We start from the raw sequence: 20491 nt of genomic DNA, 5'->3' as shown, positions 1-20491 counted from the left end.
GCCAGTACGAGCTGGCAGTTTTTCTTTATGACATGGGTGATGATCCGTACGGTGATTGATCTGTCAGTGTTTGCTGGAACTTCTGATGTGCCTGCTGGAGCTTCTGCTGGTCAGCTGCTTCGACAGAGTACCAGCCATATTGGAACATGACATCATATAAATGTCTTTGCGTTTTTTGTGTTTCTAGCGCAATTCGCTGAATATCTTGGTAAAGAGATTCATGGCTGAATTCATTGAGCGCTGTGTTATATCCGCTTGTCATATATTTTTCAGTCGACAAAAGGTCTGTGACAAAGTCGCGATCGTTCATGTTTGTCGTTGTTGGAACCGGCGTTTGTGGATTCCCGATTTTTTGTTGGTTTTGCTGTTCCATGTCTGTTACCTCCTATTGCATAAAGCCAGAAGACTGGCCTTGCCCTGAGCTGCCTAAATGTTGAAGTATTTGTGTGTAATGCTGATGGTGCATTTGACCAACTTGATTGAGTTCTTGTTTCAATGTTTGATCCTGACAATGCTCGGCCATAAAGTGGGCCTTTTTCATCGCGATCAAATTCCAGTTCAGCATATCCTCTAGGTACAAGGAATCTTTTACTGAAATCACCTGTGGGGGCATATTAATTTGCTGGTTGTTCAAGATGTGTTCCTCCTTACGATTTCTTTTTATATTGCTGATTTTGACTGGTCTTTTTACCACCTAGGTCTGCTTCTTGTGATGGACCTGCGTTTCCTTTCACACTTGCAGCACTTACGCCTGCTTTTGATGGGTTCTTTTGCAAACGAGACATGTGGACATCACCTCCATTCTTACAATTCCCCCTCGTCTTTAATTCATACGCTGTAAAGAAAGACGCATGAGAATGTGTAAATTTTTGAAATCTGCTATTGAACTGTTTCGGAAAATCTTTTAAGATAAAGAAAGAGGCATTGCTTTTTTTTGGACAAAAAATGAATGACTGTTCATTCAAAATGTTTAGGGGGATATTTATGGGCAAACATATTCGCAAGGCGGCTGTCATTGGTTCAGGTGTCATGGGCTCAGGCATTGCTGCACATCTAGCCAATATCGGGATACCAGTAACATTGCTAGATATTGTGCCACATGAACTGACAAAGGAAGAAACGGCAAAAAAGCTAACGCTTGATCACCCTAGTGTTCGGAATAGATTAAGCCAAGACGCAATGAAAAAATTGTTAAAGCAAAAGCCAGCACCTCTTACTTCAGCCAAAAACCTATCATACATCACACCCGGAAATCTCACAGATCACCTTTCCTTATTACACGATGCTGACTGGATCATTGAAGTCGTCACTGAAAAGCTCAGCATTAAACAACACGTATTCTCTCTCATCGACGAACACCGCAAAGAAGGCAGCATCGTATCCAGCAATACATCCGGTATTTCTGTTGAAAAAATGGCAGAAGGCCGATCAGCTGATTTTAAACGCCACTTTTTAGGCACTCACTTTTTTAACCCAGCTCGTTATTTAAAGCTGTTAGAAGTAATTCCTATTCAAGAAACAGATCCAGAAGTACTCTCATATATGAAAACATTTGGTGAAGATGTACTTGGCAAGGGTGTGGTCGAAGCAAAAGATACACCGAACTTTATTGCCAACCGAATTGGCACTTATGGGCTTCTTGTCACAGTGCGTGAAATGCTTGAGAACAAATACACGATCGGAGAGGTCGATTCTGTTACAGGTCCACTCATTGGCAGACCGAAAAGTGCGACCTTCCGCACACTTGATGTGGTGGGACTCGACACATTTTCTCATGTAGCCCGCAATGTGTATGAACAGGTAGAAGGAAAGGAAAAAGATATTTTTCAGCTGCCTGAGTTTATGGAAAGAATGCTCGAAAAAGGGTGGATCGGCAGCAAAGCAGGGCAAGGATTTTATCAAAAAAACGGAAAGACCATTTTAGAGCTTGATCCTGTCACACTCACATACGGAGAACGGACAAAGCTGAAGGATCCGGGCATTGACATTGCCAAGCAGCAAAAGGGGACAAAAGCGAAATTGAAAGCGCTTATTTATCAAGATGGCCGTGCTGGGCAATTGCTTTGGAATATGACCGCACCTGTTCTTCTTTATTCAGCTCAACTAAAAGGCGACATTGCGGATGATATTCAGTCCATCGATAACGCCATGAAATGGGGATTTGGCTGGCAGCATGGCCCGTTCGAGCTGTGGGATGCGATTGGCGTGAAAAAAGCCGTCAGTCGAATGGAAGCGGAAGGGCACAGCATCCCGTCGTGGGTGCAAGATATGCTTTCAGAAGGACATGACACATTCTATCAAGAAAATGCCGAAGGAGACCGTGCATTTTATCAGAATGGTGCTTATGAACAGGAAAAGGGAAACGACAAGAATATGTCGTTAGCTAGATTGAAAAAGAAACACGATGTCATTTTTAAAAATACGGGTGCAAGCTTGATCGATATCGGGGATGATGTTGCCTTGCTTGAATTTCATTCGAAAAGTAATGCCATTGGGCTTGATGTCATTGATATGATCAACCGTGCTGTAGATGAAACGGAAAAGAATTATAAAGGGCTGGTCATCGGTAACCAAGGAAAGAACTTCTGTGTTGGTGCGAATCTCGCCTTAATTTTAATGGAAGCACAGGACGACAACTTCTTTGAAATTGATTTTGTCATTCGCAGGTTCCAGCAGGCGATGATGAAGGTGAAGTATAGTGACCGTCCAGTTGTGGCTGCACCATTTGGTATGACACTTGGCGGAGGGACGGAGCTTTGTCTACCAGCAGCCGCTATCCAAGCGTCCAGTGAAACGTATATGGGGCTTGTCGAAGCGGGGGTCGGACTCATACCGGGCGGAGGCGGAAACAAAGAACTCTATATTCGCCATCTGCAAGGAGCGGAAAAGCCATCAGCAACTGCGATCCAAGATGCTACGCTACAAACCTTTGAAGCCATTGCGATGGCAAAGGTATCTACATCAGCAGAGGAAGCGCGTGATATGAAGATGCTCCGAGTGAATGACCGGATCAGCATGAATGGTGATCATTTAATCCATGATGCGAAACAACTCGTTCTTTCTCTTGATGAAGCGGGTTATCGTGCACCGCTGAAGCGAAAGGTGCCCGTGATGGGGGAAACAGGCTACGCAGCAATGGTGCTGGCTGCTGAAAACATGAGATTGTCTGGATACATTTCAGACCATGACATGACCATTGCGAAAAAACTAGCACATGTCATTTCTGGCGGCAAATTGCCATTTGGTACAGAGGTGGATGAACAATACTTATTAGAGCTTGAAAGAGAAGCCTTTTTAAGTCTTGTAGGGGAAGTCAAATCTCAGGCACGCATGCAGCACATGCTCGTTAAAGGAAAACCTTTACGTAACTAGGGGGGAGTCAAAATGAGAGAAGCAGTGATTGTAGCTGGCGCAAGAACACCAGTAGGGAAAGCCAAAAAAGGATCATTAAAACATGTCAGACCTGATGATATGGGCGCATTGTGTGTAAAAGAAACGCTAAAGCGTGCCGGTGATTATGATGGAACAATCGATGATTTAATCATCGGATGTGCGACACCAGAAGCAGAGCAAGGGCTAAATGTGGCCCGGAATATTGGGGCATTAGCAGGTTTGCCATATACAGTACCTGCTATTACCATTAACCGCTATTGCTCTTCTGGTCTGCAGTCAATTGCTTATGCAGGTGAACGAATTATGCTTGGGCAGGCAGAAACCATTTTGGCCGGAGGCGTCGAATCGATGTCGCAAGTCCCAATGATGGGTCACTCCATTCGTCCAAACGCTCTTTTGGCAGAGCAAGCGCCTGAATACTATATGAGCATGGGCCACACAGCGGAGCAAGTGGCGCAAAAGTATCAGGTCACACGGCAAGATCAAGATGCTTTTGCGGTGAGGAGCCATCAAAAGGCAGCAAAGGCACTTCAAGAAGGGAAATTTTCAGATGAAATTGTTCCCGTTGATGTGACAGAAAGACGGGTAGGAGAGCAGAATCATCAACTAGAAGAACGCCAATTTACGTTCTCACAAGATGAAGGTGTCAGAGCGGGCACAACAGAGGAGGTTCTCTCAACGTTACGACCTGCCTTCTCAACAAAAGGCACAGTGACTGCAGGAAACTCTTCGCAGACGAGTGATGGAGCGGCATGTGTCATGATGATGGATCGCGAAAAAGCATCTTCTCTTTCTCTTCAGCCGCTCGCCAAGTTCAGAGCGTTTGCTGTTGGTGGTGTACCACCTGAAGTCATGGGAATTGGGCCGGTTGAAGCCATTCCGCGTGCGCTGAAAATCGCTGGTCTAGAGCTGAAGGACATCGGGCTGTTTGAATTAAATGAAGCATTTGCTTCTCAGGCGATTCAAGTCATTCGTCATTTAGGGATCGATGAAGAGAAGGTAAATGTCAACGGCGGCGCCATTGCATTAGGACATCCGCTAGGCTGTACAGGAACGAAACTCACGCTGTCCCTCATTCATGAAATGAAACGGCGAAATGAACAATTTGGTATTGTGACGATGTGTATCGGCGGGGGCATGGGAGCAGCAGGCATTTTTGAATTGATCTAAAGGGGGAAAACAGGATGAAAGCAATGGAAGAAGTAAAAAAGGGTGGCAGTTTCTTAATTGATGAGACGAATTATGAGCATATCTTTACACCAGAGGATTTCTCTGATGAACATCAAATGATCGGGAAAACAACAGAAGATTACATTTTACAAGATGTCGTTCCGCACATCGATCAAATTGAAAATCATGAATTCGAGCATTCTGTTCGTCTCTTGAAAAAGGCTGGAGAGCTTGGCCTGCTTGGTGCGGATGTTCCTGAGGAATTTGGCGGGCTTGGGCTAGATAAAATCAGCTCAGCCATCATTACTGAAAAATTTGCAAGAGCAGGCAGCTTCTCTCTTTCTTACGGCGCCCATGTCGGGATCGGTTCTTTGCCGATCGTGCTATTCGGCAATCAAGCGCAAAAGGAAAAGTACCTGCCAGGACTCGCCTCTGGAGAAACAATTGCGGCATATGCCCTAACAGAGCCAGGGTCAGGTTCTGATGCGCTAGGTGCGAAAACAACGGCAGTCCTGAATGAAGCTGGAACACATTATGTCCTCAATGGGGAAAAACAATGGATCACAAACTCCGCATTTGCCGATGTGTTTGTCGTGTATGCGAAGATTGATGGTGAACACTTCTCTGCTTTCATCGTAGAAAAGGATTTTCCTGGAGTCAAAACAGGACCTGAAGAGAAAAAGATGGGCATTAAAGGGTCCTCGACGAGAACGTTAATCCTTGAAGATGCCGAAGTGCCAAAGGAGAATTTGCTTGGTGAAGCAGGCAGAGGTCATGTCATTGCCTTTAACATTTTGAATATTGGACGCTATAAACTGGCTGTAGGGACAATCGGTGCATCAAAACGAGTCATTCAATTATCGGCAGAGTATGCCAATCAGCGTAAGCAGTTTAAAACACCAATTTCTCAATTTAGCTTAATTGGCGAAAAAGCAGCCAACATGTCGGCAAAGCTTTATGCCATGGAAAGTGCTGTATACCGCACAGTCGGGTTATTTGAACAAAGAATGGGTCTGTTAAGTGACGAGGAGCAAAAGGATGGGAAACAAATTGCGCAATCCATTGCAGAATATGCGATTGAATGCTCTCTTTGTAAAGTGCTTGGCTCTGAAACGCTCGATTACATTGTGGATGAAGGTGTGCAGATTCACGGCGGATATGGTTTCATGCAAGAATACGAAGTCGAAAGAGCCTATCGCGACTCACGAATTAACCGTATTTTTGAAGGAACGAATGAAATTAACCGATTGCTTGTGCCAGGCACCTTCTTGAAGAAAGCGATGAAAGGAGAGCTTCCGCTTCTTCAAAAAGCGCAAACCCTACAGGAAGAGCTAATGATGATGATGCCGGAAGAGCCGGGTGATCAGCCGCTTGATCAAGAGAAATACTTACTTGCCCATGCGAAAAAGATCGCCTTGATGGTATCTGGAATGGCGGCGATGAAATATGGGAAAGCATTAGACAAAGAGCAAGAAATCCTTGTGAATATAGCAGATATCGTCAATGAACTCTTTGCTGCTGAGTCGGCGGTCTTGCGTACGGAAAAAGCAATCGCAGCATCAGGCACAGAAAAAAATGCACAAAAGCTTGCGTATACACAAATTTTCACGCAGGAAGCCTTTTTAAAAATTGAAGCTCATGCGAAAGAATCATTGATTGCCATGGAAGAAGGAGATTCACTCCGTATGAGTCTGTCAGCCCTTCGCAAGCTGACAAGATTCACGCCAATGAATGTCATCGCGAAAAAGCGTGAGGTGGCGAAACGAATCTTTGAAGCAGAGAAATATATCGTATAAGACGGCTTAAAAGGTGCGGATATCATGTCGCACCTTTTTGTAAGCATACATTTAGGTTTTTCATATGTTTTGTGATAAAATGTTGTCACTATTTGCAGGAGGTGAAAATGGTGGCTTTAGATTTTTACGAATACCCATCTTGCGGTACATGCCGAAAAGCAAAGAAATGGCTGGAAGAACACAATAAAGACATCAACAGCATACATATCGTCGAAGAGACGCCTGATAAAGAAACATTAAAAGCCCTTTACGAAAAAAGCGGTTTAGAGCTGAAGAAATTTTTTAATACGAGCGGTCAGAAATACAGAGAGCTGCAGCTGAAAGATAAACTTCCTGCAATGTCAGAGGACGAGCAGCTTGAATTACTTGCGTCTAACGGAATGCTAATCAAGCGTCCAATTACAACAGACGGCAAACGAGTGACAGTTGGATTTAATGAAGATACATTTAAAAGCGTCTGGAAATGATGTAACTTTCATTCAGATTGTGGTATCTTCAATATAGATTGTAAGAAAAGACTGGAGGGGTATGAAATGAGCACACCAAAAGATTTACGTTATTCAGAAGAACACGAATGGGTCAAAGTAGAAGGAGATAAGGTGCGTATCGGTATTACGCATTTTGCTCAATCTGAGCTAGGCGATATCGTGTTCGTTGAGCTTCCTGAAGTAGGAGACAAAATTACAGCGGACGAGCCTTTCGGAAGTGTAGAATCAGTCAAAACAGTTTCTGAACTATACGCACCGATTAACGGCACAATCGTTGAAGTAAACGATGAGCTTGATGACAGCCCAGAGTTCGTCAACGACTCTCCATACGAAAAAGCTTGGATGATCGTAGTAGAGCCAGCGGATGCATCTGAAATCGAGAACTTAATGACAGCTGAGCAATATGAAGAAATGACAAAAGAAGACTAATTCATGTGAAATTGGACACTCTACCTTTATGGGGGGTGTCCAATTTGTCTTTTCAAAAAGAACAGGTGGATATAACAGAGCATGTCACTGGACGATTCAAAGAGAGCGGCATGGTGCTTTACCATCAAAACGAAGAGATTGGCACGATGATTAGTGAAAATCAATATGAATTAAAATCAGGTTATTCCTATGATCAAAACCGTTTTTATCGTCTGTCAGATACATTGACCCATGGGACTGAAAAATATGTAGACTGTGACGATGAAAATGGCTGGTGCTGATCACAGATAAGGCTGCAGTGAGTGCTGCAGCCTTTTTGTTGATCAATTGCCCAATCTTTACAACCTGAATGAAAGATTGTAATCTAAGGAAGAAGTGAATCAACGTCAAAAGGGCCGGGTGATCGTGATGAATGTCGAGATAGAAAAGGTCATCATTGTAGAAGGTAAATCAGATAAACAGAAGCTAAAAGAAGTCATAAGTGAACCTGTTACCATCATTTGCACCAATGGCACGATCAGTACATCGAAGCTGGATCAGCTTGTGGACGATTTATTCGGGAAAGACGTTTACATATTAGCAGACAGTGACGATGCTGGCGACAAACTGCGGAAGCAATTTCGAAAAGAATTCCCTGAAGCACTGCATCTTTTTGTCGACAGAACGTACCGCGAAGTGGCCGCTTCACCGTCAGCCCACATTGCATCTATTCTATTAGCTGCAAACATTGATGTTCATTCGAAATATTTATAAGGGTGACGTATATGAAAGAGATAGAAGAGCATGAATTCAAGGAGATAGAGGACGATTTATTTCTTTTGTACTTATATACACCATTTTGCGGAACATGCCAGCTGGCAAAGAAGATGCTGGCAGTGGTTGATGCCATGCAGCCGGAAGTTCCTTTTTATGAGAATAACTTAAATTACTCGCCAAGTTTTGCGAAAGCATTTGAGATCGAAAGTGTCCCTTGCTTTCTCCTGTTTAAAAAGGGTGAAATCGTGCAAAAAGGCTATGCCTTTCACTCCGTTCCATATCTTCACGAAATGATTGAAACCGCTAAATAAAGCGGTTTTTTGTCATATTTCAAGCAATTCATTTGAAAATTTGTCGAGCTATTTATAAAGGACAAGCCGATGTTTGTAGAGAAATGTTATGTATAACCAAATGACAGGGAGGTTATACATGTGGAAAATGTGAAAGCCCATGGAAGTGCAGGGCAGCGATTATTGTTAAAGCCGTTGCTCTCATCATCATCCTTGAAGATTACATTTGAGGCGGAAACGGACTCTTGTACATTGATTGTGGATGAACGTGGTGAAGTGAAGAAACTACCTGCAATTGAGTTATCGGATCTCATCTTTTATGGTGAGCGAAAAGAGATTTTGCAATTATTAGATGGAGACATGTCCTTACAGCAGCTGATCAGCAGAGGACAAGTGAAAGTGAAAGGCTCATTTCGAGCACTTCTTCGACTAGAAGCAGTACTTTGGCTGACGAACGGTTTTTTTCGAAAAATGATAACGTAGTCGTTTACTTGGAAATTAGCGATTTACAGCGTTGACATATCTCAGATAGCATGATATTCTACGTTAGTAAAAACATGAACATCACATAAAACAACATATTTTCTCTTATTAAGAGAGGTGGAGGGACGTGCCCTATGAAACCCGGCAACCGTCAGCATAGCTGAAATTGGTGCCAATTCACTCAAAGCCGCAATGCTTTGAAAGATGAGAGAAAGGCGTATTTGATATAAAAGGCCTTTCTGCTTGCGTTGCAGTTAGGTCTTTTTTACTGACCTTACGTCAGGCTAGCGTCATAACAGTCGGAAGAATAAATGAACGTATGTGATGGCAACCTATAGATTCAGCAAGAAAGCAGGTGAACAGACTGTGATCCATTTACAGAATGTATCAAAAACGTATCATTCAAAAAGCGGAAATGTTGATGCCGTGAAAGACGTCAACTTGGATATCGATAAAGGTGAAATATTCGGAATTATCGGGTATAGCGGCGCAGGGAAAAGTTCCCTGATTCGCCTATTAAACGGTCTGGAGATGCCAACAGAAGGAATCGTTGAAGTGGCAGGCAACCGAATCAATGAAGTATCGAATACGAAACTTCGGAAAGCAAGACAAGAAATCAGCATGATTTTCCAGCACTTTAACTTGCTCTGGTCAAGAACAGTGAGACAAAATATTATGTTCCCGCTCGAGATCGCAGGTGTACCAACGTCAAAACGGAGAGCTCGTGCAAACGAACTGATTAAATTGGTCGGTTTAGAAGGAAAAGAAAATGCCTATCCTTCTCAGCTCAGCGGCGGGCAAAAGCAGCGTGTAGGGATTGCGAGAGCATTAGCGAATGACCCAAAAGTTCTGCTATGTGACGAAGCGACATCTGCTCTTGATCCACAAACAACAGATTCCATCCTTGAGCTTTTAGCCGATATTAATAAACGACTAGGACTCACCATTGTATTGATCACACATGAAATGCATGTCATTCGCAAAATTTGTCACCGTGTGGCGGTGATGGAGAATGGCCGTATTGTCGAAGAAGGCGAAGTATTACGTGTCTTCAGACAGCCGAAAGAAGAAATGACGAAACGATTCGTGAAACAGCTTGCTGAACCAGAAGAAGCAAAAGAAACGATCGAGCACGTCCTAGAGAGAGTAAAAGAAGGTCAGGTCGTCCGGTTGTCCTTTATCGGAGATTCTGCCGAACAGCCGCTGATCACGGAAATCATTCGATCCTTCAAGGTCGATGTGAACATCCTGCAAGGAAAGATTTCTCAAACGCAGGAAGGCGCGTTTGGAACACTCTTTATCCATATAAATGGAGACGAGAACGAAGTTGAAAAAGCCATCGCCTATATCCAAAGCAAACAGGTTGAAATCGAGGTGATGACACATGTTTGAGAAATGGTTTCCGAACGTTGATCTAGAGGTTATTTGGAACGCGACGGGTGAAACGGTCTATATGACACTCATTGCATTAGCGTTTGCTTTTGCTATCGGCATCATCCTTGGGCTGCTGCTCTTTTTGACAAGTAAAGGCGGTTTGTGGGAAAACAAACCAATTAATGCTGTTATCGGCGCAGTCGTCAACATTTTCAGATCGATTCCCTTTATCATATTAATCATTCTATTATTAGGATTTACTAAACTAATTATGGGCACGATATTAGGCCCAAATGCAGCATTACCAGCCCTTGTCATTGGCTCAGCTCCTTTCTACGCACGTCTTGTTGAAATTGCACTGCGTGAAGTAGACAAAGGAGTCATTGAAGCAGCACGATCTATGGGAGCGAAAACGTCAACAATCATTTTCAAAGTATTGCTGCCAGAATCATTGCCAGCCCTTATTTCAGGTATTACCGTAACAGCGATTGCTCTGATTGGCTCTACTGCGATTGCAGGAGCAATTGGAGCAGGCGGACTTGGTGACCTTGCTTATGTGGAAGGATACCAATCTGGTAATACAGATGTCACACTTGTAGCCACTGTGTTTATTCTGATCATCGTCTTTATCATTCAAATAATCGGTGATTTGATTACAAATAAAATTGATAAACGTTAAGGGAGGAATTATTCATGAAGAAATTGATTTTAAGTGCACTATTTCTAGCATTTGCAGGCATTTTAGCTGCGTGCGGTTCATCAAATAACGCAAGCGATAACAAAACCATCACGGTTGCCGCTTCAAAAACACCACATGCCGAGATTCTTGAAGAAGCAAAACCACTTCTAAAAGAAAAAGGCTACGATCTAAAAGTGAAAGTACTGAGCGATTATAAAATGTACAACAAAGCATTAGCTGAAAAAGAAGTGGATGCGAACTTTTTCCAACATATCCCTTACTTAAACGAAGAAAATAAATCAAACAAAGATTACAACTTAGTGAGTGCTGGTGCCGTTCACCTTGAGCCTTTCGGTATCTACTCTAAGAAATACAAATCAGTAAAAGATATTCCAAACGGCGGCACGATCATCATGACAAACAACGTAGCTGAGCAAGGACGTATGCTTGCCCTATTACAAAATGCTGGTGTGATCAAGCTTGATCCAAAAGTAGATACAATCAACGCAACAGTCAAAAACATCAAAGAAAACCCGAAGAACCTAAAATTCAAAAAAATCGCTCCTGAACTAACAGCGAAAGCTTATGAAAACAGTGAAGGCGATGCAGTATTTATCAACGTTAACTATGCGATCCAAAATAAATTGAATCCGAAAAAAGATTCAATTGAACTTGAGCAAACGAAAAATAACCCATATGCAAACATCGTCGCTGTTCGCAAAGGTGACGAAAAATCAGAGAAGATCAAGGTATTAATGGAAGTTCTTCACTCTGATAAAATCAAAGAATTCATCGACAAAAAGTATGATGGTGCAGTATTGCCTGTATCTGAATAACAACTTGTAAACCTCGTTTTCATCAAAGCGAGGTTTCAACTTGTAGACAAACCCTCGCATTCGTTGTCAGGTCTGCGCTCCGGTGCTCACGAATGTCAAATTCGCTCTGCTCCGGTACTCGCCCTTCCTAGACTGCAAAGGTTTTCTATCACGCTGAAAAAAGAAGACAAAGGGCTAAAATAAAGATCATTTTAGCCCTTTGTCAATCATCTGCAACCTCGCTTTCATGAAAGCGAGGTTTTTTTGTGTATTTTTTCAAATCTCGCTCATAATAAAAACGAACAAATGACCTGAAGGGATGGAATGAAGATGAATGAACAACATATGAGCGGATCGATGCAGCAATCACTGACGGATTATAAAACGGCAATGGGTGAATTTCAGAAGAAAATGCCGGTGTTTGGCAAGAAATTCAATGAATTTACGGAGCAGTGCTTTCAGAGCGATTCATTAACACAAAAAGAAAAACAAATGATTGCCCTCGGCATCAGCATTCATGCACAGGATGAATATTGCATGATCTATCATACAAAGGGAGCACTCGATCAAGGCGCAACAGAAGAGAATTTGCTGGAGGTCGTCAGTGTGGCGACAGCGTTTGGCGGCGGTGCTGCGCTAAGTCAAGGTATCACAGTTGTTCAGCAATGTATCGATGAATTTGGAGGACAGACGCATTAAGGGAAGGATAAGATGGTATTTATCCATCTCAGGGAGTTGAGTCGTTCTCAGCCGGTTGTGTGAGAAAATATGCCAGCATAGCGTGTTATATCCCTTTTGAGTGAAGCAGCGTGCCTTTGATACAATGAAGCTACACTCAAAGAAGGGAATGGTTTATTATTTGTTCGGACCATAGTACACTGGGATTGGATTATACCGCCGAGATGGAAAAGGCCATGCATAAAGCTCATGGCATGAGCTATGCAGAGTACGAAAGAGACCATGACTTAAGGATGAAAGTGGAATATAAACGAGAGCAGTCCTATCGAGATGAGAAAAGGCAGCTCGCAAAAATGAATATACAAGGCTATTAAATAGCTAAGGGACGGGGAGAATAGTTTCCCGTCCTTTCTTTATGAAAACTGTCTTTTCGACATAAATCCTTTTATCTACCTGTATTTTTTGTTAGAATTTTGAGAGCATCCTCTCACGCTTGTCGTGAATGTGTTGTATTCACTTTTAATTTGTTATAAAATTAGAATGAGAATAAATTGAGAATAATGATTATTTTGGAGGTATCGATATATGACTGCTTCGACATTAACAATTAAGGACTTGCACGTTGAGATTGAAGGGAAAGAAATCTTAAAAGGTGTAAACCTAGAAATAAAAGGTGGAGAATTCCACGCAGTAATGGGACCAAACGGAACAGGTAAATCTACTTTATCTGCTGCTATCATGGGCCACCCTAAGTATGAAGTGACAAAAGGCAGCATCTTGCTTGATGGCGAAGATGTTCTTGAAATGGAAGTAGATGAGCGCGCTCAAGCGGGTCTTTTCCTTGCAATGCAATATCCATCTGAAATTAGTGGTGTGACAAATGCAGACTTCCTTCGTTCGGCTATTAACGCACGCAGAGAAGAAGGCGATGAAATCTCTCTCATGAAATTCATCCGCAAAATGGACGAAAACATGGAATTCCTTGAAATGGACCCAGATATGGCACAACGCTACCTAAACGAAGGTTTCTCAGGCGGGGAGAAAAAACGCAACGAAATTCTTCAATTAATGATGATTGAACCAAAAATCGCCATTCTTGACGAAATCGATTCTGGTCTTGATATCGATGCGCTGAAAGTTGTTTCTAAAGGAATTAATAAAATGCGCGGCGAAAGCTTCGGCTGCTTAATGATCACTCACTATCAGCGTTTATTGAACTACATCACACCAGATCATGTTCATGTCATGATGCAAGGACGTATTGTGAAATCTGGCGGACCAGAACTCGCGCAGCGTCTAGAAGCAGAAGGTTATGACTGGATTAAAAAAGAGTTAGGAATTGAAGACGAAACTGTTGGTCAAGAAGCGTAAGCGTTAGGAGGATTATTGATGACATTAGAAACGAAATTATCAGTAGATCAAGATTATGTCAAAAGCTTCTCCGAGAAGCATCAGGAACCGGCATGGATGAGTTCCCTTCGCTTACAGGCTCTTGAAAAAGCAGAAGACCTTCCAATGCCAAAGCCTGACAAAACGAATATTTCTAAATGGAATTTAACCAATTTCAAACAGCATACAGTCGAAAGTGCGCCATTTGGATCTTTAGAAGAGCTTCCTGAAGAAGTGAAGTCTCTTATTGATTTAGAGGACACAGATAAGACAGTCTACATTCAGCGTGATCAAACGCCAGCATACTTGTCTCTTTCTACAGAAGCAAAAGACAAAGGCGTGATCTTCACTGATATCCATACAGCGATTCGCGAACATGGAGACTTAGTAAAGAAATATTTCATGACAGATGCAGTGAAAGTGGATGAGCACAAACTAACAGCTCTACATGCTGCTTTAGTGAATGGCGGAGCTTTCCTCTATGTACCGAAAAACGTAGAGCTTGACGCCCCAATTCAAGCCGTTTATCTTCATGAAAATGACGAAACAACGTTGTTCAACCATGTCATCGTTGTAGCAGACGATCATAGTGCTGTGACATATGTAGAAAACTACATCAGTACAGCAACACCAGAAGAAGCGATCTTCAATATCGTGTCTGAAGTCTTCACAGGTGCAAATGCCCGCGTCACTTACGGTGCAGTGGATAACCTTGCAGAAGGTGTGACAGTCTATGTGAATAGACGTGGTATGGCAAATGGTCGTGACAGTAAAATCGAATGGGCGCTTGGTCTGATGAATGATGGAGATGTCGTGTCTGAAAACATCACGAAGCTTATGGGCGACGGTACATTCGGTGATACAAAATCAGTTGTTGTTGGCCGCGGGAATCAAACGGAAAACTTCACAACAAGCATCATCCACTTCGGTAAAAACTCTGAAGGGTATATCTTGAAGCATGGTGTCATGAAGGATCAAGCATCTTCTATCTTTAACGGGATTGGTAAAATCGAGCATGGCGCAACGAAGTCAAATGCAGAGCAAGAATCTCGTGTTCTCATGCTGAGTGAGAAAGCACGCGGTGACGCTAACCCAATTCTTTTAATCGATGAAGATGATGTAACAGCAGGGCACGCTGCTTCTGTTGGGCGTGTTGATCCAATTCAACTTTATTACCTCATGAGCCGTGGGATTTCCAAAGAAGATGCAGAAAGACTTGTCATTTATGGCTTCTTAAATCCAGTCGTCAAAGAACTGCCGATTGAAGGAGTTAAAAAGCAGCTCGTTTCTGTGATTGAAAGGAAAGTAAAATAATGAATATCAAAGACGTTCGTGAGCAGTTTCCAATCCTTCATCAGCAAGTGAACGGACATGATTTGGTGTATTTGGACAGTGCAGCGACATCTCAAAAACCACGAGTTGTCATTGATGCAATGAATGAGTATTACCGGTCTTACAACTCGAACGTCCACCGGGGTGTTCATACCCTTGGCACAAAAGCAACGGACGCATACGAGGGTGCAAGAGAGAAAGTTCGAGCATTCATTGGTGCTTCTTCTGTCCAGGAGATTATTTTTACTAGAGGTACAACAACCGCACTAAACACAGTGGCAATCAGCTATGCAAGAGCAAACCTCAAAGAAGGCGATGAGATCGTCATTACGCATATGGAACATCATGCGAATATCATCCCTTGGCAGCAGGCAGCAAAAGCAACTGGCGCCACATTGAAATATATTCCGTTACAGGAAGACGGCACGCTGTCGCTTGAAGATGTGAAGCAAACCATCACACATCAAACGAAAATCGTTGCTGTCACACATGTTTCAAACGTATTAGGAACCATCAACCCAATTAAAGACATCGCAAAGATTGCTCACGATCACGGTGCAATTATCGTCGTCGATGGTGCCCAGAGCACCCCGCACATGCAAATTGATGTTCAGGACTTGGATTGCGACTTTTTCGCCTTCTCTGGGCATAAAATGTGTGGACCGACTGGCATTGGTGTTCTTTACGGGAAGAAGGACCTTTTGAATAATATGGAGCCTGCTGAGTTTGGCGGTGAAATGATCGACTTTGTGGATCTATATGATTCTACATGGAAAGAGCTGCCGTGGAAATTTGAAGCGGGAACACCGATTATTGCAGGAGCAATTGGGCTCGGAAAAGCGATTGATTTCTTAAATGACATCGGAATGGAGGAAGTCAGCCGTTACGAGCATCAGCTTGCGACTTATGCACTTGAGCGCTTTAAGGAGCTTGAAGGTGCCACGGTTTACGGACCGCAGCACCGAGCTGGACTTGTGACGTTTAACTTGGACGACGTCCATCCTCATGATGCCTCAACTGTTCTAGATACGGAAGGTGTCGCCATTCGTGCTGGACATCACTGTGCACAGCCGCTCATGAAATGGCTTGGTGTATCAGCGACTGCAAGAGCAAGCTTCTATCTGTACAATACAGAAGAGGAGATTGACGAGCTCATGGCAGCGCTCCGTAAGACAAAGGAGTATTTTACGAATGTCTTTTAATGTAAACTTAGACACACTGTACAGACAAGTGATTATGGATCATTATAAAAATCCGAGAAACAAAGGTGTGTTAAACGACAGCATTGTCGTCGATATGAACAACCCTACGTGTGGTGACCGCATTCGTCTCACGATGAAAATCGAAGACGAAAAAGTCATCGATGCGAAATTTGAAGGAGAAGGATGCTCGATTTCGATGGCATCTGCCTCTATGATGACGCAGGCGATTAAAGGGAAAGATATTGAAACAGCTTTGAAAATGTCTCAGATTTTCTCCGATATGATGCTAGGAAAAGAATACGACGATTCCATTGATCTTGGTGACATTGAGGCGCTGCAGGGAGTCGCAAAATTCCCAGCGCGCATCAAATGTGCAACATTATCCTGGAAGGCGCTTGAAAAAGGCGCATCTGCCGAAGATAACGGCAAATCATAAGATTGGAGTGAAAATGGATGGCTAAAAAAATGCCAGATGTTGGTGAATATAAATACGGCTTTTCTGATAAAGACGTTTCCATTTTCCGTTCAGAGCGCGGACTGACAAAAGAGATCGTTGAAGAAATTTCTCGTATGAAAGAAGAGCCTCAGTGGATGCTCGACTTCCGTTTGAAATCTCTTGAGCACTTTTACAACATGCCGATGCCACAATGGGGCGGAGATTTAAATGCATTAAACTTTGATGAAATTACGTACTACGTAAAACCATCAGAACGCTCTGAGCGTTCTTGGGATGAAGTACCAGAAGAAATCAAACAAACCTTTGATAAGCTTGGAATCCCTGAAGCAGAGCAAAAGTACTTAGCAGGTGTATCTGCTCAGTATGAATCTGAAGTTGTGTATCACAACATGAAGCAAGATCTTGAAGATCTAGGCATTGTGTTTAAAGATACAGACAGTGCATTAAAAGAGAACGAAGACATCTTCCGTGAGCACTGGGCAAAAGTCATTCCTCCGACTGACAACAAATTTGCTGCGCTTAACTCGGCTGTATGGTCTGGTGGTTCATTCATCTACGTACCAAAAGGCGTAAAAGTAGATACACCACTTCAAGCATACTTCCGAATCAACTCTGAGAACATGGGTCAGTTCGAACGTACACTGATCATCGTTGATGAAGGCGCACACGTGCATTACGTAGAAGGTTGTACAGCTCCAGTTTACACAACAAACTCACTTCATAGTGCGGTTGTTGAAATCATCGTGAAAAAAGGCGGCTACTGCCGTTATACGACGATTCAAAACTGGGCAAACAACGTCTTCAACCTTGTGACAAAACGTACAGTATGTGAAGAGAATGCAACAATGGAATGGATTGATGGAAACATCGGTTCTAAGCTGACAATGAAATACCCAGCTGTCATCTTAAAAGGTGAAGGCGCTCGTGGTATGACATTAAGTATTGCCTTAGCAGGTAAAGGTCAGCACCAAGATGCAGGTGCAAAAATGATTCACCTTGCACCAAACACATCTTCAACGATCGTATCGAAATCGATTTCCAAACAAGGCGGTAAAGTCACATACCGTGGAATCGTACACTTCGGACGCAAAGCAGAGGGGGCACGCTCAAACATCGAGTGTGATACACTCATCATGGATAACAAATCAACATCTGATACGATCCCTTACAATGAAATCTTAAACGACAACATTTCATTAGAGCACGAAGCGAAGGTATCAAAAGTATCAGAAGAGCAGCTATTCTACTTGATGAGCCGCGGAATTTCTGAAGAAGAAGCAACAGAAATGATCGTCATGGGCTTCATCGAGCCATTCACAAAAGAACTGCCAATGGAATACGCCGTTGAAATGAACCGTTTGATTAAGTTTGAGATGGAAGGTTCTATTGGTTAATACAGAGGATTGAAAATGATTGATATAAGAGGTTGATGAAGCGTGCCGAATTTGTGCCGATCAAGATGACCTTTTAGTGTAGGAGACGAACTTTTTAAGTTCGTCTTTTTCTATTTCATTGGTTACATCTAAGTTGACTAAAAAATGTAAAAATCTTTATTGAATGATACTGGATTAAGATTTCTCTTTTCACTAAGAAGGTTAAAGGTAGACAAAAGTGGAAAGATCCTACATCTGGTTGGTCCATTTCAAGAGATTTTGGGAAAGGGAATTCTCATGGAGGAAGTTACTACAAATTAATGAATAAATCCGGAGAGCGTATAACTCACTAAATAAAAGTGGTCGAGTATTAATAAAATAAGAATTGTACATAAAAGAATAAATGGAGAATGAGATATGGTTCACCTAGATTATTTACAAAGTGAATTCAATATTGATTTAATTAATGATTCCTTGGACGAGTTACCTCTAAGCCTTCATATTCAACTCGAAAAAGACATGTATCAGTTTAATGATCAAGGCCATTTAAATCCTCAATATTTTAACAAGGTTTATAATGTTGCAATAAGTATATTTGATGAACTTTTTGGGGAGAACGATTTATTGTTCGTCGTCACAATTGTTCGAAGCGAGCATTCATTACAGAGGCCGATAGGAGTATATAGTAAGTATTCAAAAAAAATTAATAAATATAGACTCAATGTAAAAAATTCTAAAGACGAGAATGGAAAAGTCATTCAGTATTCTTTAGAAACAAAAAAACAGCATATAGAGTACAAGAAAATAATAAAGGCTATATGTAATCAAGATTTTAAAAGTATGGCTCCGAGGTTCAATGACAAATATTGTAGTTATCCTGAAATATTCTTTATAAATAAAGATTTTATTTATCATATTTATGATGACAGAGGGGCATTTTTATTATTTAAGGATGAGAGAAAGTATGAAAAATTTAAAACAAAGTATAGTACTTTAATGGTAGGAGAAGATTATAATTAAAAGAAACTCTCTTATTGTTAGTTTCCTCTCACTATTAATAATTCATCTTGTTAGATACTTTGCTGACGAAAACAACTCTTATGATAGCTTACGTCTTTCGAAATTTAATGTTTAATTTTCGGAGGCTCATAGATAGTCTCTTAATCTAGGGAAGTGATTAATGATATGATAAGTGTTCTTGAAACATTTATGGATGAACCTTGGTGGATAATCAATGAAAGTATGTCGGAGTTTTTAAATGATGAATTAAAGAAAGAAGTTTATCCACATCACATTCTCTACGGAAAAAAGGCTATCGCAGTTGCGAAAAGGGAAGATAACGATGATGTCGTTTATTGGATAAGTGAACTAAAAAAATTCGCATTGGTTCATCTAACGTATTCCGTAGAAAACTCAAACCCATATCCAAAAACACAGTTGCTTACAATAGTTGAATTGGAGGAACATTGTAAACATGTATCCGAGTTTTACTAAATATGTGCTGATTCAAAAGTAGAGGGAACCTTGACAATAAAGGTTCCCTCTTAATTTCATTCATTACCAACACTAAAGTTTAACAGAGCCATTATTTAAATAAACCACATCATGATTATCATTAAAGCCATGGAATGGGATATAGGGTTTGTTTCCTCATTTGCGTTTGACCGTATCGAGAAAACTTTTTCATCAAACTCTTTTCTAAATAATCATAAATACTTGCCATATTCAAATTAGTACTGTATAGTTCTAATTATGACAAAGGCAAAATTAATGAATCAAAAACGTGTACTTGAAGTAGCTGCAACATTATTTTTGGAAAAAGGGTTTGCTTATACAAGTATGGATGAATTAGTTCGTGTAAGCAAAGTATCAAAGTCTAATGTGTATTATCACTTTTCTAATAAGGAAGAATTATTAGAAGGGGTCGTTGATTATTGGATTGACATGTATCAATCTGCAATGGATGACGTACTGTCTCAGACCCAATTTTCAGTTGAAGATCGTATTCAACTGTTTTTAAAGCAATTATCACAAGGCGTTCAGTCGAGAGAGTATAAGGGTGGCTGTCCATTTATTACTCTTTATATTCAAAGTCCTGCAAAGGCCACACAAATAAAAGAAAAAATAGGACTTTTTTTCACAGGATTACAAGAGAAAGTTTCTCTATTATTGAAACAAGGGGTAGAGAATGGGGAATTCAGAGATACGATTCAGATTGATGAGGTGGCATCACTTTTTATGACAAATCTTGAAGGAGCGTTATTTATTTCAGAAACATTGAAAGATGCCACTGTCATCACAAAAACAGCAGATCATTTATTTAACTTGCTTCGATAAAGAAGCATTTTTTTTACATCAAATTAGTACTGATTAGTACTAAAAAGGAG

General features: G+C 41.6%; 25 protein-coding genes and 1 riboswitch. Of the genes, 22 read left to right on the top strand and 3 right to left on the bottom strand.

The features are described 5' to 3' along the window. Positions 1-25: 25 nt before the first annotated feature. From AC0VYC_RS15275 to AC0VYC_RS15265, 3 genes are read right to left on the bottom strand one after another with little or no spacing between them, the layout of a single operon-like run. Positions 26-373, bottom strand: a complete 348-nt coding sequence (locus AC0VYC_RS15275) for a spore coat protein (protein ID WP_060832634.1) — start codon at positions 371-373, stop codon at positions 26-28. A 12-nt stretch (positions 374-385) separates the two neighbouring features. Then, positions 386-637: a hypothetical protein gene (locus AC0VYC_RS15270; protein WP_475390067.1), complete on the bottom strand. Its 252-nt coding sequence runs from the start codon at positions 635-637 to the stop codon at positions 386-388. Between the two features lie 10 nt (positions 638-647). Beyond that, positions 648-785 (bottom strand): YuzL family protein, encoded by a 138-nt coding sequence (locus tag AC0VYC_RS15265; protein WP_008347049.1) that lies wholly within the window; start codon positions 783-785, stop codon positions 648-650. A gap of 199 nt (positions 786-984) precedes the next feature. Between AC0VYC_RS15265 and AC0VYC_RS15260 the strand changes: the two genes are divergently transcribed. The 22 genes from AC0VYC_RS15260 to AC0VYC_RS15155 all read left to right on the top strand — a co-directional run bounded on the left by AC0VYC_RS15260 (position 985) and on the right by AC0VYC_RS15155 (position 20441). Then, the gene (locus tag AC0VYC_RS15260; RefSeq protein ID WP_475388767.1) at positions 985-3372 is read left to right on the top strand and encodes a 3-hydroxyacyl-CoA dehydrogenase NAD-binding domain-containing protein; all 2388 of its coding nucleotides are present in this window, start codon (positions 985-987) and stop codon (positions 3370-3372) included. A gap of 12 nt (positions 3373-3384) precedes the next feature. Next, a complete protein-coding gene (locus tag AC0VYC_RS15255) occupies positions 3385-4563 on the top strand; it encodes an acetyl-CoA C-acetyltransferase (RefSeq protein ID WP_039168145.1) in 1179 nt (392 codons plus the stop codon). 14 nt (positions 4564-4577) lie between these two features. Beyond that, positions 4578-6359 (top strand): acyl-CoA dehydrogenase family protein, encoded by a 1782-nt coding sequence (locus AC0VYC_RS15250; RefSeq protein WP_251210442.1) that lies wholly within the window; start codon positions 4578-4580, stop codon positions 6357-6359. A gap of 110 nt (positions 6360-6469) precedes the next feature. After that, the gene (locus AC0VYC_RS15245; protein ID WP_008356673.1) at positions 6470-6826 is read left to right on the top strand and encodes an arsenate reductase family protein; all 357 of its coding nucleotides are present in this window, start codon (positions 6470-6472) and stop codon (positions 6824-6826) included. A gap of 66 nt (positions 6827-6892) precedes the next feature. Further along, a complete protein-coding gene (gcvH, locus tag AC0VYC_RS15240; protein ID WP_008347039.1) occupies positions 6893-7276 on the top strand; it encodes a glycine cleavage system protein GcvH in 384 nt (127 codons plus the stop codon). 44 nt (positions 7277-7320) lie between these two features. Further along, positions 7321-7557: a YusG family protein gene (locus tag AC0VYC_RS15235; protein WP_008347037.1), complete on the top strand. Its 237-nt coding sequence runs from the start codon at positions 7321-7323 to the stop codon at positions 7555-7557. 127 nt (positions 7558-7684) lie between these two features. Beyond that, on the top strand, positions 7685-8029 hold the full coding sequence (locus tag AC0VYC_RS15230) for a toprim domain-containing protein (protein WP_008347035.1): 345 nt from the start codon (positions 7685-7687) through the stop codon (positions 8027-8029). A gap of 11 nt (positions 8030-8040) precedes the next feature. Continuing rightward, the gene (locus AC0VYC_RS15225) at positions 8041-8343 is read left to right on the top strand and encodes a thioredoxin family protein (RefSeq protein WP_007500346.1); all 303 of its coding nucleotides are present in this window, start codon (positions 8041-8043) and stop codon (positions 8341-8343) included. A 120-nt stretch (positions 8344-8463) separates the two neighbouring features. Then, complete coding sequence (locus tag AC0VYC_RS15220) at positions 8464-8805, top strand: SCP2 sterol-binding domain-containing protein (protein WP_008347033.1); 342 nt, start codon at positions 8464-8466, stop codon at positions 8803-8805. Between the two features lie 102 nt (positions 8806-8907). Next, positions 8908-9016: riboswitch (SAM riboswitch) on the top strand. A 155-nt stretch (positions 9017-9171) separates the two neighbouring features. Continuing rightward, positions 9172-10197 carry a methionine ABC transporter ATP-binding protein gene (locus AC0VYC_RS15215; protein WP_427243809.1) on the top strand — a complete coding sequence of 342 codons (1026 nt, stop codon included), beginning with the start codon at positions 9172-9174 and terminating at the stop codon, positions 10195-10197. Next, a complete protein-coding gene (locus AC0VYC_RS15210; RefSeq protein ID WP_025207943.1) occupies positions 10190-10858 on the top strand; it encodes a methionine ABC transporter permease in 669 nt (222 codons plus the stop codon). The genes AC0VYC_RS15215 and AC0VYC_RS15210 overlap by 8 nt, the downstream gene beginning before the upstream one ends. Positions 10859-10872: 14 nt before the next feature. Further along, positions 10873-11694 carry a methionine ABC transporter substrate-binding lipoprotein MetQ gene (gene metQ, locus AC0VYC_RS15205; RefSeq protein ID WP_007500351.1) on the top strand — a complete coding sequence of 274 codons (822 nt, stop codon included), beginning with the start codon at positions 10873-10875 and terminating at the stop codon, positions 11692-11694. A gap of 309 nt (positions 11695-12003) precedes the next feature. After that, positions 12004-12372, top strand: coding sequence for a carboxymuconolactone decarboxylase family protein (locus AC0VYC_RS15200; RefSeq protein WP_024719777.1), 369 nt, complete (start codon positions 12004-12006; stop codon positions 12370-12372). Positions 12373-12587: 215 nt separating this feature from the next. Next, positions 12588-12725 carry a YuzK family famiily protein gene (locus AC0VYC_RS15195; protein ID WP_162835676.1) on the top strand — a complete coding sequence of 46 codons (138 nt, stop codon included), beginning with the start codon at positions 12588-12590 and terminating at the stop codon, positions 12723-12725. A 211-nt stretch (positions 12726-12936) separates the two neighbouring features. Continuing rightward, positions 12937-13722, top strand: a complete 786-nt coding sequence (gene sufC / locus AC0VYC_RS15190; protein ID WP_007500355.1) for a Fe-S cluster assembly ATPase SufC — start codon at positions 12937-12939, stop codon at positions 13720-13722. 18 nt (positions 13723-13740) lie between these two features. Further along, entirely contained in the window at positions 13741-15054 is a 1314-nt protein-coding gene (gene sufD / locus AC0VYC_RS15185; protein ID WP_041091866.1) for a Fe-S cluster assembly protein SufD, read from the top strand. Beyond that, complete coding sequence (locus tag AC0VYC_RS15180) at positions 15054-16274, top strand: cysteine desulfurase (RefSeq protein WP_008347019.1); 1221 nt, start codon at positions 15054-15056, stop codon at positions 16272-16274. The genes sufD and AC0VYC_RS15180 overlap by 1 nt, the downstream gene beginning before the upstream one ends. After that, a complete protein-coding gene (sufU, locus tag AC0VYC_RS15175) occupies positions 16264-16710 on the top strand; it encodes a Fe-S cluster assembly sulfur transfer protein SufU (RefSeq protein ID WP_008347017.1) in 447 nt (148 codons plus the stop codon). The genes AC0VYC_RS15180 and sufU overlap by 11 nt, the downstream gene beginning before the upstream one ends. Positions 16711-16727: 17 nt before the next feature. After that, positions 16728-18125: a Fe-S cluster assembly protein SufB gene (sufB, locus tag AC0VYC_RS15170; RefSeq protein ID WP_007500362.1), complete on the top strand. Its 1398-nt coding sequence runs from the start codon at positions 16728-16730 to the stop codon at positions 18123-18125. Positions 18126-18521: 396 nt separating this feature from the next. After that, entirely contained in the window at positions 18522-19124 is a 603-nt protein-coding gene (locus AC0VYC_RS15165) for a DUF3885 domain-containing protein (protein ID WP_335350440.1), read from the top strand. A gap of 165 nt (positions 19125-19289) precedes the next feature. Beyond that, positions 19290-19598, top strand: a complete 309-nt coding sequence (locus tag AC0VYC_RS15160; protein WP_335350439.1) for a hypothetical protein — start codon at positions 19290-19292, stop codon at positions 19596-19598. A gap of 276 nt (positions 19599-19874) precedes the next feature. Then, entirely contained in the window at positions 19875-20441 is a 567-nt protein-coding gene (locus AC0VYC_RS15155; protein ID WP_045034565.1) for a TetR/AcrR family transcriptional regulator, read from the top strand. Positions 20442-20491 lie beyond the last annotated feature (50 nt).

The organism is Bacillus sp. iso_77 (genome assembly GCF_056173625.1).
Note: the sequence above shows the minus strand (reverse complement) of the source record. Positions and strands in the feature narration are given on the sequence as shown.

What these genes read in the sequence shown, in the direction of transcription:
- AC0VYC_RS15275 (WP_060832634.1), bottom strand. Translation starts at nt 373, where the DNA reads ATGGAACAGCAAAACCAACAAAAAATCGGGAATCCACAAACGCCGGTT.
- AC0VYC_RS15265 (WP_008347049.1), bottom strand. Translation starts at nt 785, where the DNA reads ATGTCTCGTTTGCAAAAGAACCCATCAAAAGCAGGCGTAAGTGCTGCA.
- AC0VYC_RS15260 (WP_475388767.1), top strand. Translation starts at nt 985, where the DNA reads ATGGGCAAACATATTCGCAAGGCGGCTGTCATTGGTTCAGGTGTCATG.
- AC0VYC_RS15255 (WP_039168145.1), top strand. Translation starts at nt 3,385, where the DNA reads ATGAGAGAAGCAGTGATTGTAGCTGGCGCAAGAACACCAGTAGGGAAA.
- AC0VYC_RS15250 (WP_251210442.1), top strand. Translation starts at nt 4,578, where the DNA reads ATGAAAGCAATGGAAGAAGTAAAAAAGGGTGGCAGTTTCTTAATTGAT.
- gcvH (WP_008347039.1), top strand. Translation starts at nt 6,893, where the DNA reads ATGAGCACACCAAAAGATTTACGTTATTCAGAAGAACACGAATGGGTC.
- AC0VYC_RS15230 (WP_008347035.1), top strand. Translation starts at nt 7,685, where the DNA reads ATGAATGTCGAGATAGAAAAGGTCATCATTGTAGAAGGTAAATCAGAT.
- AC0VYC_RS15225 (WP_007500346.1), top strand. Translation starts at nt 8,041, where the DNA reads ATGAAAGAGATAGAAGAGCATGAATTCAAGGAGATAGAGGACGATTTA.
- AC0VYC_RS15210 (WP_025207943.1), top strand. Translation starts at nt 10,190, where the DNA reads ATGTTTGAGAAATGGTTTCCGAACGTTGATCTAGAGGTTATTTGGAAC.
- metQ (WP_007500351.1), top strand. Translation starts at nt 10,873, where the DNA reads ATGAAGAAATTGATTTTAAGTGCACTATTTCTAGCATTTGCAGGCATT.
- AC0VYC_RS15200 (WP_024719777.1), top strand. Translation starts at nt 12,004, where the DNA reads ATGAATGAACAACATATGAGCGGATCGATGCAGCAATCACTGACGGAT.
- AC0VYC_RS15195 (WP_162835676.1), top strand. Translation starts at nt 12,588, where the DNA reads ATGCATAAAGCTCATGGCATGAGCTATGCAGAGTACGAAAGAGACCAT.
- sufC (WP_007500355.1), top strand. Translation starts at nt 12,937, where the DNA reads ATGACTGCTTCGACATTAACAATTAAGGACTTGCACGTTGAGATTGAA.
- sufD (WP_041091866.1), top strand. Translation starts at nt 13,741, where the DNA reads ATGACATTAGAAACGAAATTATCAGTAGATCAAGATTATGTCAAAAGC.
- AC0VYC_RS15180 (WP_008347019.1), top strand. Translation starts at nt 15,054, where the DNA reads ATGAATATCAAAGACGTTCGTGAGCAGTTTCCAATCCTTCATCAGCAA.
- sufU (WP_008347017.1), top strand. Translation starts at nt 16,264, where the DNA reads ATGTCTTTTAATGTAAACTTAGACACACTGTACAGACAAGTGATTATG.
- sufB (WP_007500362.1), top strand. Translation starts at nt 16,728, where the DNA reads ATGGCTAAAAAAATGCCAGATGTTGGTGAATATAAATACGGCTTTTCT.
- AC0VYC_RS15165 (WP_335350440.1), top strand. Translation starts at nt 18,522, where the DNA reads ATGGTTCACCTAGATTATTTACAAAGTGAATTCAATATTGATTTAATT.
- AC0VYC_RS15160 (WP_335350439.1), top strand. Translation starts at nt 19,290, where the DNA reads ATGATAAGTGTTCTTGAAACATTTATGGATGAACCTTGGTGGATAATC.
- AC0VYC_RS15155 (WP_045034565.1), top strand. Translation starts at nt 19,875, where the DNA reads ATGAATCAAAAACGTGTACTTGAAGTAGCTGCAACATTATTTTTGGAA.